Genomic DNA, 14,303 nt, shown 5'->3' with positions numbered 1-14,303 from the left:
CTATATCGCCTGCTTCAATCAACTTTCAATAATATCCGGTAGCCCAGATTATCCCGCTCACTCATCTTAATATCTGAGCTCTATTTAAAGATACCTGAATCTCACATATAAGCCTCAATCATAGTTTCTAATAAAGAGCTAAACTTAAAATTAATAGATCTATTTTAGCAAATAAATTTCCAGGATATTAAGCCTCTTGTTATTAATATATTGACTTAGCAAATTTATTTAAAAATTTCTTATTTTACCTCTATGAAATAGGTTATTTTCAAGCTAATCAATTGAAAATATACAGCTTAAATTCAAACTGATTCTCGGTCTCTATTCTTATGCAAAAATTCAGAATATATAAGCATCATCAGACATGAATTAATGAAAGTTTTTTAGGCTATTATTAAAAAAATCACTACTCATAATGAAGAAAATAAGCAATATTAAAATTTTGTTACTTTTTCATTTTCTGACTGACATCCATCTTTATTCTAATAAAAAACCATGCAATAAATACCTGTAATTCCTATAAAAATATAGAAACAACAAATCTATATTTGATAAGATGTTGAAATCAAAAATAGCCTTATATCAGCAAAGAATCTACATAATTAATGACTTCATCAGTAAATTTGATGATTTTATGTTAACCTCTACGCCAATTGCTGAGGAAATGTCCACATTCAGGACGCATGAATCATCCTCTTTTCTGCTGCAGATATGAATATCCAATTGATATTCAGACGCTGGTTTTTTTATTTTCTGTAGCTTCACTGCTCTGTCTAATCTAGAGCCTTAATCTGTTGCCAATGATTTAATTTTCAAAAACAAAAGGTGACCCGCTTAAGGAGTATGTATGTTTCAATTCACTAGTACAGCAACTGTACTATTGATGGTGCTTTTCTATGGCATCACCTTTCTATTGTCGTTACGCATTAAGCAAAAAAATGAAAATGTCGATGGATATATGGTCTCGAATGGCTCCATCGGATTTGGAATGTCTGCGGCCAGTATGACCGCCACCTGGATCTGGGCCGCTTCATTTTATGCAGCAGCTTCGTCCGGATATAAATACGGTGTTTCCGGTGCCTTACACTATGGTTTGTGGGGTGCACTGATGATTTTATTTATCTACCCATTCGGCAAACGTTTCCGCGACCTGGCACCCAATGCACACACTTTGGCAGAAATCATGCATGCACGGCATGGCAACCAGAGCCAGATGATTCTGGCAGGCTCCAATATTGTCGGAAGCGTGATCAGTCTGATGGTAAACTTTACCGCAGCAGGTGCGCTGGTTGAAATTCTGTCTCCCCTCAGCTTTATCCATGGGGTCTTGATTACCGGAATTGGCGTCCTGTCCTATACTTTATGGTCAGGTTTCCGCTCCTCGGTATTTACCGACTTTGGGCAACTGGTCGCCATGATTGTGGCGGCAGTGATCATTATTCCGACGCTATTTTTCACCCTGGGCGGCCCTTCACTGTTCCAGACCGGCATGCATAATCTGCAACCGGAACAACTGGATTTCTTTTCGAAAACCGCATTTTTAGAACAGGGTGCGCCATTTTTTGTGGCGGTACTGGCTTATGCGATTGGTAACCAGACCATCGCCCAACGCCTGTTTGCAGTGCGTAAAGACTTGATCAAACCCAGCTTCATTACTGCAACCATCGGTTATGCCGCGATTGTCGTCGGTTTGGGAATGCTCGGATTATTGGCACTATTTGCCGGGATTCAGCCGATTGATGGCAACCTGAACAACCTGATTCCACAAATGGCAGCAACGTATCTGTCTCCATTTATGGTGGCCTTACTCTTTGTCATGGTGATTGGCGCGCTTTCGTCAACGGCGGATTCGGATTTATCTGCCCTGTCTGCCATCGTAATGACCGATATTTATGGCAAACAGATTGCTAAAAATCGTCCTGATCCGAAGAAAATGCTGTTTATTGGCCGGATGACCATGATTGTAGCCACCATGCTCGGTATTTTAATTGCCACGCTTAAATTCGACATTCTAGCGATGCTGATTTTCGTCGGTGCACTCTGGGGTGCCATCGTATTCCCGGTGATTGCCAGCCTGTACTGGGACAAGGTCAATGCCCGTGCCTTTAACTGGTCTGTCGGTATCGCATTTTTAAGCTTTCTGGTGGTTCGATTTGAATGGCTGCCAATTCAGGGTCTGATCGCACTCAGTTTTGAGCTTATGGCCACCATCGGTATTGGTGTAGTACTGGGTCTGATGAGCTTTGGCTTCTTTGGCAAGAAAGTCGGCCTGGTGGTCGGTATTCTGGCCAGTATTGGCTTCCTTCCATGGACCATCGGCTTCCTGCGTGATTATGGCACGCTATTGAGTTCCCTGACCGCCTATGGCAGCAGCGCCATTGTCTGTACAGTACTGACTTTAATGAATAGCAAAGAACGATTTGATTTTAAACAAATCAATAAGATGGTGATTGAATTTCACCAGGTATCTGAGAAAAGTAAATAAGGAGATTTCAGATGAGTAGTCAATTTATGACCCTATATGTACTTTTTTGGCCATTGGTGGCGACGATGATTTTGTTCGTCATTTGCATGGGGGTCTATAAAGACATCCAGGAAGCCAAGATCAGTGGTGAAGATTTGCTTTAGTCCACTTCTATCATGAGATAAAAACAGGTCAATATGACCTGTTTTTTTATAGCGATTGTTCAGCTGAAATTTCCACAGAGTTTTGTTTGTTCCGACAATTCATGTCGCAGCACTCTAGTGCTGTTGCTACTTTTTTGGCATGATGCACTTAGCAAAGAATTGAATAATGATAAATGACTCAAATGCGTTGGTTAGAGCTGCTTTCGACAGTTCGGATTGGTAGTAAAAAGCAAAGTACTGAACTGGCACGTAGCCCGTTCCACAAAGATTATGACCGTATTATTTTTTCACAAAGTTTCCGCCAGCTGAACCGTAAAACTCAGGTTCACCCTTTAACCCAGCACGATGGTATTCATACACGACTCACACATTCACTTGAAGTGTCCTGTATTGGGCGTTCACTCGGGATGCTGGCCGCAGAGAAAATAAAAGATCAGTTACCGCCCTGGATTTCCCCGGCCGATGTCGGTGCCATTATTCAGGCTGCCTGTCTGGCACATGATATTGGTAATCCCCCTTTTGGCCATGCCGGTGAATATGCCATTCGAGAATGGTTCGACGATGCATCGCATACCGATTTTTTAAAAGATCTCAGTCCTGAACAAGAAGCCGATGTACGTCAGTTTGAAGGCAATGCCCAAGGTCTACGCCTGTTGACCAAAATCGATTACCATCCCAATGATGGCGGCATGCGTTTGACTTATGCCACGTTAGGGGCTTATTTAAAATATCCGTGGCTGTCAAAAACCATGGCATCTCAAGTCGATTTACCTGCCAGCAATCGGGCCAAGTTTGGCTGCTATCAGGCCGAGAAAGAGATTTTAAAGCAGATTGCAGAACAACTCGGACTGATTCAGTTAGCTGAATATCATTACTGCCGTCATCCACTGACCTATCTGCTCGAAGCGGCTGATGATATCTGTTATGCCCTGATTGACCTTGAAGATGGTATTAGCCTGAATATGCTCAGTTATGACGAAGTTGAGCCGGTCTTTTTAAATCTGCTCGGTGATTATGGTATTCCTTCTGAAATCGCCATGAGCAATACCACCTGGCAGCAAAAAATTGCCGCCTTGCGTGGTCGGGTCATGAAACGTCTGGTCGATGAAGTGACAACGGCTTTTGCCCGTCATCATGACCAGATTTTATCGGGTCAGTTACAAGGTACTTTATTGCAATATTGTACTGCGGACATTGAAATCGGGATTAATCGCGCCAAAGAACTGGCACGGGATAAAATTTTTGAACATCCGCAAAAAGCCGGCCTGGAAATTATTGCGCATCAATGTTTGCAAAATATTCTGGATGCCTTTATTCCCTTAACAACGCCGCATAAAAACCTGAGTTTTAAAGAACAGCGCTTGATGTCGATTCTGCAACGTTCAGGGGCGAATTTTAGCGCCAGCCATTATGACAATATCATGCAGGTGCTGGATATTGTTTCGAAATTTTCTGATCATCAGGCTTATAACCTGTCGCAGGAATTACAAGGCAATAAAGCCGGATTGTTATAAAATATTCTGCTGTATAGGAGGATGATTGTAATAAAATCATCTATTTTACAGCGGCAGATTTTGCCTTTCCGGAAAATGCTGACTACTATGCAGCAAAACTGAATTTAGTGATGATAAAAGATGATTGGATGTCTGATTGGTGAAGTACTGGCTTTAGAAGCACCGACCGTACTGTTAAATGTAAATGGTGTCGGTTATGAAATTGATACGCCGCTGACGACTTTCTGCCAGCTGCAAAAAGGACAACAAGTCACACTCTGGACCCATCTGGCCGTGCGTGAAGATGCACAGTTGCTGTATGGCTTTATCAATGCGCAGGAAAAAACCATTTTCCGCACCTTACTCAAAGTCAACGGCGTTGGCCCCAAAATGGCCTTGGGTATTCTTTCAACTTTAAGTGTGGAAATGCTGATTCATACCGTTGAAAATGAAGATGTGAATACCTTGGTCAAAGTTCCCGGTGTCGGTAAAAAAACCGCTGAACGTTTAATGATTGAATTACGTGACCGCTTTAAAGCCATGGCTTCAGGTGCTGCGCCAAGCAATTCAACTGCACCACAGATTCAGTTTATGGGCAATTCAGCCGTGGCTGAAGCAGAAGCTGCATTACAGTCTTTGGGTTATAAACCTGCCGAAGCGCAAAAACTGATTAATGCGGTTAAAGCAGATTACACTGAAGCCAGCGACATTATCCGCGCTGCATTAAAGTCGATGAATCGTTAATACTGATTTAAATATTCGCTGCAAAATGAAGATGAGAAGGCAGCATGAATGCTGCCGCAGAAATATGGCATAGGATGTGCCATTATTTCTGCAAAGGGTTTTGTTACTTTTGCCCTGTCAAAAGTAAGAGCATGCCTGCACAATGGCATACGAATTGTTAAAGCATTTTGAGGCTATGACTTTATTCACCTCAAATAAACCATAGAGATTAACTCAAAAGATATGCAAGACCGTCTCATCAGTGGTTCTGAAAAACCAGAAGATCATTTTGATCGTGCCATCCGCCCAACTTCACTCGATGACTATATTGGTCAGCCTGTGGTTCGAGAGCAAATGGAAATCTTTATTGGTGCCGCCCGTGGCCGTGAAGAAGCGCTGGATCATACATTGATTTTTGGCCCGCCCGGCCTGGGTAAAACCACGCTGGCGAATATTATTGCCCGCGAAATGGGCGGTAATCTTAAGTCGACTTCAGGTCCGGTGCTAGAACGTGCCGGTGATTTGGCCGCCATGCTGACCAATCTGGAAGAAGGTGATGTCCTGTTCATTGATGAGATCCACCGTCTTTCACCGGTGATTGAGGAAATTCTCTATCCAGCGATGGAAGACTACCAGCTCGACATCATGATTGGCGAAGGGCCTGCTGCACGATCAATCAAACTGGATTTGCCACCCTTTACCCTGGTTGCAGCAACCACACGTGCAGGTCTGCTTACCTCTCCTTTGCGTGACCGTTTCGGCATCGTACAGCGTTTAGAATTTTATTCAGTTGAAGATTTGACCCACATTGTCAAACGTTCAGCCAACCTGATGGATGTACCCATGACCGGTGATGGCGCAAAAGAAATTGCCCGTCGCTCACGGGGTACACCGCGTATTGCCAACCGCTTATTGCGTCGTGTACGTGACTATGCTCAGGTCAAAGGCACTGGTGAAATTAATCAGGATATGGCGCAACGTGCTTTGGACATGCTCAAAGTCGATAAAGATGGTTTAGATACTTTAGACCGCCGTTATCTATCGATGTTATTAGAACGTTTTGATGGTGGCCCTGCTGGTGTTGAAGCGTTGGCTGCTGCCATGGCAGAAGATTCTGGTACGCTGGAAGATGTGATTGAACCATATTTGATTCAGCAAGGTTATGTGATGCGTACTGCACGTGGCCGTATTGCCACCAATATGGCCTATTTACAGTTTGGATTGACACCACCTGAGCCAAAAGAAAAGTGATTCAAAAAGCAGCTTAGGCTGCTTTTTTATTGAATATAGATTTCAAATTTTGAATAAGAGAATCTACTACAATGTTTAGAGCTTTGAAACTATCAGCAATACCTTCTTTATCAATTACCGCGGTAATACACATGATTTGTAGCTGAGTGAGATAACGCTCAAATTCGTCCCATTCAGATACTAATTCATGATCTTCCTCTACTAACATTTTTAAATGAGTACTAATACGAGCTATTAAAGGGAATATATCATCTTCTAAACTCTTTAATTCTGAACGCATATCTTCGTATTCATTATTTTTGAACCAGTCTTTCACATCATTTAGTACTAAAGCTACAGAGCCTAACAATGTAATGTATTTATGCACTAATGGTTTCAATACAGCAAGATCGTCTATTAACTTAAGTTTCCAACCTCTATAAAATTCTTCTTGTAATTCAACTCTTTTTAAATTTTCTTGACTTTCTATAAGTTGTTTAGTCATATTTCTATGAGATTCTGCTGCTTCTTTAATATCTTCACTTACTACTTTAAAAGATAGTTCTGTGAGTTGAAAACTCTTACGTCCATACCAATAAGCAAGCCAAGTTGCGAAACTACCTAAAATAAGCGCAATAATGACAGATAAAGTAAATGATGAAATTGCTGTCGTATCTGTCGAATGATTGAGATCAAGCTCCATCTTTCTATTTGGATTCTCTACAACACTTGCCGTTTGATCAAAAGGCTGCTGTGGCACTGTCCATGGCAATTGAAATCATCACTGCATTATTATTCTGCTCTGCCACAATTTCCCCATTTCATTTCAATAAATTTTTATTATTGATATTCTAAAAATTTTCAAACCATTACAAAAGAAAAAGCCAACTGACATGTCTAAATCAGTTGGCAAAAGCACAAAACAAAAAACTAAATAAAAAAATTACTTCTCTTTTTTCTTAAACTCCTAAAAGTCCGCTTTACGAATCATCGCGTGAATACCTTTGGTTTTATCTACCACTTGCGATACTTTAAAATCCGTTGCAGCACTTAAATATGCATAAGCAATTTCTTCTGAAATTCCGTATTCATTGACCAAAAAACGGATTGCTTCGCGTGTCGATTTACGCATGGCTTCGTCTAAGTCTTCATCTAAACCTAGAGTAATCCACAACTCATCATTTTCGCCCAAAGGTTGCGTTAATGATTGTCGCGGAATCTTGTCCTGATCTATTTTTGATATTTGTTTTTATTTTGTCTTATTGATAATTTTGATACCTTTAGCATATAGAAAATAAATAAGGGTACATAATTTTACAATGTAAAAGTATTCATAAAGCTCTTTTAGAACAAGGTCTAACAAGCAATATACCTTAAAGGTATTATCATAATACTTAGAGAGTTTTGGTCAAATTTAAATCAATATGCAATCCTAGAGAATCACTTTAACCATTTAAAATTCTTAAGGTTCTCCCCAAGTATGAATATGTATAAGCAGATTTCCCTTTGTCTTCCTCTTCTTTTCTGTAGCCAACTCAGTCTGGCCGACTGGATTGATGATTCTGTACAAACGGCTGAAGCGCACACCATAAAATTACGCCAGCATATTCATCAATATCCTGAGCTGGGGAATATGGAATTTAAAACCTCGGAACTGGTTCAAAAAGAATTAAAATCCTATGGGATTGAAGTACGAAAAGGTTATGCCAAAACGGGTGTGATCGGTGTACTAAAAGGTGGTAAACCCGGCCCGGTCATGGCATTGCGTGCAGATATGGATGCATTACCAATTAAGGAAACTGCACCGGTATCATTCGCCAGCAAACAAAAAGCCATTTATCAGGGCAAAGAATCTTATGTGATGCATGCCTGTGGTCATGATGCGCATACCGCCATGTTACTGGGTGCAGCCAAAGTTCTGGCCGCCAACAAAGATAAAATTGCAGGAACGGTGGTATTTGTGTTCCAGCCAGCCGAAGAAGGTGGTGCAGATATTGATAACTTTACCCAAGGCGATCAGATTGGTTCGCGTAAAATGATTGCGGACGGCGCCCTGAAAAATCCAAAACCTGAAGTCATTTTCGGTATGCATGTCATGGCCGGTATGCCAAGTGGCAATATCTTCTACAAAGATGGTGCCATTTTAAACAGTGCCGATCATTTACGCATCCAGGTCAATGGAAGTCAGGTTCATGGTTCGATGCCTTGGGCAGGAAAAGATCCAATTTATGCCTCTGCCCAGATGGTCACCAATCTGCAAAGTTTGATCAGCCGTAAAGCGGATCTGACCAAAGGAATGGGCGTGGTCAGTATTGGCAGCATTCAGGGTGGTACCACCGGTAACGTGATTCCAGATCAGGTCAATATGGTCGGGACTATTCGCTCCAATAGTGAAGACGTTCGTCAAGGCATTTTAAAAGACTTACCGAAGATGCTAGAACACAATGCAGCAGCCAACGATGTCAAGGTGAAAGTCGAAATTGCGCCTTATGCCCCGGTCACCACCAATGACAAAACTTTGACCAAGCTGATGCAACCGACCCTGGCCAAAGTCCATGGTGAAGATAAATTGCATGTCTTGGATAATAATGCCAGTGCGAGTGAAGACTTTGCTTACTATGGCCAGCTCATGCCATCCCTGTTTGTCTTTGTCGGTGCCACGCCGGCCGATCAAGATCCGGCTAAAGCCGCGCCAAACCATAATCCGAACTTTATTGTCGATGATGCGACCTTAAAAACCGGTGTCGAAAGTCATGTGCGCTTTATTCTGGATTATCCAAAAGTGGCTGAACAGGTTCAGGCCAACTGGAAACAGAACAATAAAGGTTAATTGCCTGCTATAAAAATGCGCGAGTTGATGAGCTCGCGCATTTCATCATCTTCTGCTGTTTTATAAATGAGCTATCAGGTGCTCTGCGCTTCCTCTTGACTATTTCTAGCCAGATTTGACATCTTGTGCCATTGGTCTCAAAACTCAAAATGCTAAACTTTGTCCCGCTAAATTGCTTGACTTTGGACAGGAATCCGGCAAATTCAAGGATTTTCCTCTCTCCAAAAAACAAGCAAAAATTTCGAACATCTGCATGGAACAAAACTATGGCGAATCATTTTGAATTCAATATCCGCGTATATATTGAAGATACTGATCTAGGTGGTATTGTCTACCATGCTAACCACATTCGCTATATGGAACGTACCCGTACCGAATGGCTGCGTGCTGCCGGAGTCAGTCATTACTGGCAACAGGCAGAATATAATTTTGTGGTACACAAAATTAATGTCAAATATATGCGCCCCATCCTGATGGATGATTTAATTACTGTTACTGCACGTGTGATTTCATGTAAAGCTTCATCATTTGTATTGCAACAAAATATTTATCGTGGTGAAATCATGCTTGCATCGGGTGAGGTTGAGTTGGCATGTATCAGTGCAGAGATGCGACCACGTCGACTCCCGGATGAAATACGCGAACTAATTCAAAAAGAATTGGAACAAGACTAAAAAATTTATTGGCACACGTAACAACTATGGCGACTCAGTTAGAATCATCTCTTCAAGTTTCAGATCTTATTTTACAAGCAAGCCCTGTCGTACAACTGGTGATGCTTTCTCTTCTGTTAGCCTCAATATATAGCTGGTATCTGATTGCCAGACTCTATATGAGTTATAAAAAAGCCCAGGCCGATGATGAACATTTCCAGAAAATCTTCTGGTCTGGCGCTGAACTGAATACCCTGTATAACAATGCCCAGCTCAATTCTAAACGCACTGGCCTTGAAGATATTTTCTATCAGGGTCTGGGTGAGTTCCTGAAACTGAAAAAACGCCATGCACCGACTGCCCAGTCCATTGAAGGAACAGAGCGTATTCTGCGTGTCGGCCTGAGCCGTGATCAAGGTCATCTGGAGCAAGGACTCGGTGCTTTGGCCAGTATTGGTTCGGTTGCACCTTATGTTGGTCTGTTCGGTACCGTCTGGGGCATCATGAACGCTTTTATTGGCCTGGCAGATGTCGATCAGGTGACACTGGCGACGGTTGCACCTGGTATTGCTGAAGCCCTGATTGCAACTGCCATTGGCCTGTTCGCAGCTATTCCAGCGGTGTTGGCCTTTAACCATTTCACGGCCAAAGGTGAAACCGTTTACTCTGATCGTGCCCTGTTTGCCGAAGAAATGGTGGCACTGCTACAACGTCAGTCCGTGGGCATAACTCAGGACAAAGACTAATGGCGATTCAAGGTTCAGGACGCTTTCAGCGTATTAAAAAGCCACTGAAAAGTGACATGAATGTCGTACCTTATATTGATGTGATGCTGGTGCTTCTGGTGATCTTTATGGTCACCGCACCCATGATCACCAGTGGCATAAAGGTCGACCTACCTCAGGCCAATGGGCTACCGATTGAATCTAAAGATGCACCGACCATTGTCACCCTGAAAGAAGATGGTTCCTATTATTTAGAACATAAAAATCAGGCCACTGGCCCAGTTACGCTGGATGAATTGACTGCTGCCCTTGTTGAAGCGCAAACACAGGCACAAAATGACAATAAAGTGCTGAATGTCGTGATCAATGGCCACAATACCCGTCCTTATGGCGATGTCATGGCCTTAATGTCCAGCCTGCAGGATGCCGGTTTATCTCAGGTCGGTTTACTGACCCAGCCATTAGAATAATGTATGAAAGATTATAAAAAACCACCATTTCAGAAAAAAGCCATCGCGATTGGATTCACCTTAGGAATCCATGCCGTGGCTTTGGTGGGTTTACTTTATCTTGGCATGAGTAAACCACCTGAACCGCCGAAGCAGATTAAAACGGTCCTGATCAAACCTGAGGACCTCAAACCGGTCACCCGAGAAGAAACGCCGTTTGAGGAAACTGCACATGAAAATGTCGCAGAAGAAATTACTCAAACAGCTGAACCTAGTCCTGAGCCTGCGCCAGTCATTCCGACAGCGGCGCCTGCCACACCTGCTGCTCCGCCTGCACCGAAAGTGGATACACAAAAAGCCCAGCAGGAACTCAAAGAGGTAGCGCAAGCCAAGGCTGTACAACAAGCTGCTGAAGCAGCGAAACGTGCCGAAGCTGCCGAACAGGCGAAACAGGCAGCAGCCAGAGCAAAAGCGGAGGCAGCACAAAAATCCAAGGCAGATGCCGAAGCTGCTCGTAAGGCTGAAATCGATGCACAGCGTAAAGCGGACGCTGCACAGAAAGCCAAATTAGATGCTCAGAAAAAAGCGGATTTGGCCGCCAAACAAAAAGCCGATGCCGCTGCGAAAGCCAAAGCTGAGGCGGCAGCTAAAGCAAAAACTGACGCGGATGCAAAACGTAAGGCAGATGCGGATGCAAAAGCCAAAGCAGAGGCGACAGCTAAAGCAAAAGCTGAGGCGGATGCAAAACGTAAGGCGGATGCCGATGCAAAAGCCAAAAACGATGCTGCTGCAAAGGCCAAAGCAGAGGCGACAGCTAAAGCAAAAGCTGAGGCGGATGCAAAAGCCAAAGCAGAGGCAGATGCCAAGGCTTCAGCAGCCAAACAGGCCGCTGAAGAAGCTGCTCAGAAAAAAGCGGAATCAAAACGGATTGCGTCTACTGCAAAACGTGATTTCGAAAATAAAATTAAACGTGCTTGGGATACCCCAGTGGGATCGTCAGGTCAGCGCGCTACTGCTCGTGTGACCTTGAATGACAATGGCGGTGTGGTTTCTGTCATCGTGAACTCAAGTGATGCAGACATGAAAGCCAGTGTCGAAGCTGCGGTGCGGGCTGCTGCGCCGTATCCGATGCCTTCAGATCCAGATGCACGCCGAGAAGCACGAAGTTTTACATCAACCTTTACCGCACAATAAAAACCAAGCCATCACACATTATTGAGGTGATGGCTTTGATTTTTTCAGCTAAACTTCACTTTAATATGATTAAATAATATTCATTTTTCACAGTGTCATAACAGTTTGGTCATAAAATCCTGGTTTTATTCTATTAAATCCATGCGATGATGTAGCCCAAGCTACCTATACAATAAATCCGTTGATTTGAGTAAATAACGAATGATGGAAAAGACTCGCAAACACCTACTCTGCCTCGCAATCATTGGCGCTTTAAGTCCTGTATTGGCAACTCAGTCCTATGCCCAGTTGCATCTGGAAATTACCAAGGCACCTGAGGCAGCACCTAAAATCGCCATTGTGCCATTCAGTCAGGATCAGAGCATCTATCCTATTGTTGAAAATGACTTGAATCGTTCAGGCAGATTTACCAGTGCTTCAAAAAACCTGCCTGCGACTGCCACATTAAATAACCCGAATGCAGAAGCTTGGGCATCCGCTGGCGTTCCCTATGTCGTGACCGGTTCATCAAAAACCACAGCGGATGGTTCTTTTGAAATTCAGTATCAGTTATACGATATCGAAAAAAAACAATATCTATTAAATGAATTACTAACTGTTCCAGCCTCACGTACCCGTCAGGCAGCGCATATGATCAGTGATGCCATCTATCAGGCATTAACTGGCATTCCAGGTGATTTTACTGGACGTATTGCTTATGTACTGCGTAATCCAGCAACACCAGAACAACGTTATACCTTGCAAATTGCCGATACCGATGGCGAACAGCCAAAAACCATTTTGACTTCGCGTGATCCGATTCTTTCTCCAGCCTGGACACCGGATGCTAAAAAAATTGCTTATGTCTCGTTTGAAACCAAACGTCCGGCAATTTATGTACAGGATCTGGCTACAGGACAACGCGAAAAACTGGCCAGTTTCCGTGGCTTAAATGGCGCGCCAAGTTTCTCTCCAGATGGCAAGAGCATGCTGTTTACTGCATCCATGCATGGCAATCCGGAAATCTACCAGATGAATCTGGAAACACGTCAATTACAACGTATGACCAATGACAGTGCGATCGATACCGAAGCACGTTATGCTCCAGATGGAAAATCCTTTATCTTTACTTCTGATCGTGGTGGATCTCCACAGATTTATCGCCATGATCTCGCTTCAAGTAGCAATAAACGTCTGACCTTCCGTGGTGCATTTAATGCACGTGGTACGCTGAGCGCAGATGGCAAGAAACTTGCATTGGTTCATCGTCCAAGCGGCAGTAACTATCGGGTTGCCGTTCAAGACATGAACTCTGGTGTAAATAATATTCTGACACCAACAACTCTAGACGAATCACCAAGTTTCTCGCCAAATGGCCAGATGGTGGTGTATGCCACACGTGAAGGCGCGCGCGGACTTCTGTCGATCATGTCACTAGATGGTCGTTTCCGTATGAACTTGCCAAGTGAAACGGGCGAAGTCCGTGAACCGGCTTGGGCACCAAAATAACATTGGTATCTGTATAAACCTTTTACCCCATAATCAAACTTCATGGAGATGAAGATGAACAAAGTAAAATTATTTGCCTTACCACTTTTAGCAGCAGCTGTCGTCATGACAGGTTGTGCGAGCCGTAAACCTGCCGCTGAAGTTCAAACCGGCGGCTTAGATACAACCAGCTCAACCACAGTGGATACGCAAGGTCTAAGTGAAGATGCTGCATTAAATGCACAAAACATGGCGGGTGCATCGGCAAAGGGTGTCACTGCGGAAAACAAGGCTTTCTTGGCAAAACGTGTCGTACATTTTGACTATGACAGTACTGAACTCAGCAATGAAGATCTTCGTACCCTACAAGCACATGCACAGTTCCTGATGGCCAATGCCAACTCACGTGTCGCACTCACCGGTCACACCGATGAACGTGGTACCCGTGAATACAACATGGCGCTTGGTGAGCGTCGTGCCAAAGCTGTTGAAAGCTTCCTGGTGACTACTGGTGTAAATGCTGCTCAATTAGAAGCCGTCAGCTATGGTAAGGAAATGCCAATCAATCCAGGTCATGATGAAAATGCCTGGAAAGAAAACCGCCGTGTTGAAATTAATTATGAAGCGGTACCACCATTGTTGAAATAACTTTCAATGCTGGCGTATCAAATAAAAAGCACTCATGATTGAGTGTTTTTTATTGGGTTGAATGAACAAATCTGTTTATTCTACGGTCTGGCCTGGTTCAACTGCTTGCATCGATTCAATCAGGTCGTGTTTATTGAATTGTTTGTACTCTGGTTTTGCTTCATAATCCCGCCAGGCTTCTTTCATCTTGTCTTCAGAGATATCATCTAAAGTAATGCCTTCACTTGGCGTTGGAGTCGCATCAAACTTTAATGTTGTCATAT

14 protein-coding genes and 1 pseudogene are annotated in these 14,303 nt (G+C 43.3%); 12 read left to right on the top strand and 3 right to left on the bottom strand.

Translation table 11 applies throughout. The annotated features are described in order from the left end of the window. The first annotated feature begins 847 nt into the window (after positions 1-847). From FTT75_RS01685 to ruvB, 5 genes are all read left to right on the top strand, one after another. Positions 848-2,485 (top strand): hypothetical protein, encoded by a 1,638-nt coding sequence (locus tag FTT75_RS01685; RefSeq protein ID WP_005170049.1) that lies wholly within the window; start codon positions 848-850, stop codon positions 2,483-2,485. An 11-nt stretch (positions 2,486-2,496) separates the two neighbouring features. After that, on the top strand, positions 2,497-2,628 hold the full coding sequence (locus FTT75_RS15700; protein WP_005097597.1) for a putative transporter small subunit: 132 nt from the start codon (positions 2,497-2,499) through the stop codon (positions 2,626-2,628). Between the two features lie 173 nt (positions 2,629-2,801). Continuing rightward, positions 2,802-4,142, top strand: coding sequence for a deoxyguanosinetriphosphate triphosphohydrolase (locus tag FTT75_RS01680; protein ID WP_005097598.1), 1,341 nt, complete (start codon positions 2,802-2,804; stop codon positions 4,140-4,142). 120 nt (positions 4,143-4,262) lie between these two features. Continuing rightward, on the top strand, positions 4,263-4,865 hold the full coding sequence (ruvA, locus tag FTT75_RS01675; RefSeq protein WP_005097599.1) for a Holliday junction branch migration protein RuvA: 603 nt from the start codon (positions 4,263-4,265) through the stop codon (positions 4,863-4,865). 222 nt (positions 4,866-5,087) lie between these two features. Continuing rightward, complete coding sequence (gene ruvB, locus FTT75_RS01670; protein ID WP_005097600.1) at positions 5,088-6,095, top strand: Holliday junction branch migration DNA helicase RuvB; 1,008 nt, start codon at positions 5,088-5,090, stop codon at positions 6,093-6,095. Positions 6,096-6,108: 13 nt separating this feature from the next. On the opposite strand, the gene FTT75_RS01665 is transcribed toward ruvB, so the two are convergent. Both FTT75_RS01665 and FTT75_RS01660 read right to left on the bottom strand, forming a co-directional pair. Then, positions 6,109-6,846 carry a hypothetical protein gene (locus FTT75_RS01665; protein ID WP_227523631.1) on the bottom strand — a complete coding sequence of 246 codons (738 nt, stop codon included), beginning with the start codon at positions 6,844-6,846 and terminating at the stop codon, positions 6,109-6,111. A gap of 195 nt (positions 6,847-7,041) precedes the next feature. Then, positions 7,042-7,311 (bottom strand): annotated as a pseudogene (locus FTT75_RS01660) (acetamidase); the annotation flags it as partial. Between the two features lie 249 nt (positions 7,312-7,560). Between FTT75_RS01660 and FTT75_RS01655 the strand changes: the two are divergent. The 7 genes from FTT75_RS01655 (at position 7,561) to pal (ending at position 14,040) form a co-directional block, all read left to right on the top strand. Next, positions 7,561-8,904, top strand: a complete 1,344-nt coding sequence (locus tag FTT75_RS01655) for an amidohydrolase (protein ID WP_167381270.1) — start codon at positions 7,561-7,563, stop codon at positions 8,902-8,904. Positions 8,905-9,170: 266 nt separating this feature from the next. Then, positions 9,171-9,578 carry a tol-pal system-associated acyl-CoA thioesterase gene (ybgC, locus tag FTT75_RS01650; RefSeq protein ID WP_004731733.1) on the top strand — a complete coding sequence of 136 codons (408 nt, stop codon included), beginning with the start codon at positions 9,171-9,173 and terminating at the stop codon, positions 9,576-9,578. Positions 9,579-9,604: 26 nt separating this feature from the next. Beyond that, entirely contained in the window at positions 9,605-10,303 is a 699-nt protein-coding gene (gene tolQ, locus FTT75_RS01645; RefSeq protein WP_004279111.1) for a protein TolQ, read from the top strand. After that, the gene (tolR, locus tag FTT75_RS01640; RefSeq protein WP_005170046.1) at positions 10,303-10,752 is read left to right on the top strand and encodes a protein TolR; all 450 of its coding nucleotides are present in this window, start codon (positions 10,303-10,305) and stop codon (positions 10,750-10,752) included. The genes tolQ and tolR overlap by 1 nt, the downstream gene beginning before the upstream one ends. A gap of 3 nt (positions 10,753-10,755) precedes the next feature. After that, entirely contained in the window at positions 10,756-11,925 is a 1,170-nt protein-coding gene (tolA, locus tag FTT75_RS01635) for a cell envelope integrity protein TolA (protein WP_180185826.1), read from the top strand. 204 nt (positions 11,926-12,129) lie between these two features. After that, a complete protein-coding gene (tolB, locus tag FTT75_RS01630; protein WP_171255748.1) occupies positions 12,130-13,413 on the top strand; it encodes a Tol-Pal system beta propeller repeat protein TolB in 1,284 nt (427 codons plus the stop codon). Positions 13,414-13,467: 54 nt separating this feature from the next. After that, entirely contained in the window at positions 13,468-14,040 is a 573-nt protein-coding gene (gene pal, locus FTT75_RS01625) for a peptidoglycan-associated lipoprotein Pal (protein ID WP_005097609.1), read from the top strand. A gap of 75 nt (positions 14,041-14,115) precedes the next feature. Here the strand turns inward: pal and FTT75_RS01620 are convergent, their stop codons facing one another. Further along, positions 14,116-14,301, bottom strand: a complete 186-nt coding sequence (locus FTT75_RS01620; protein WP_005097610.1) for an NF038105 family protein — start codon at positions 14,299-14,301, stop codon at positions 14,116-14,118. Positions 14,302-14,303: the final 2 nt, after the last annotated feature.

Origin of the sequence: Acinetobacter sp. YH01008, assembly GCF_013420435.1 — a bacterium.
In the GTDB taxonomy this organism is placed as follows: Bacteria; Pseudomonadota; Gammaproteobacteria; order Pseudomonadales; family Moraxellaceae; genus Acinetobacter; species Acinetobacter pseudolwoffii.
This window is presented reverse-complemented; position numbering and strand designations above follow the sequence as displayed.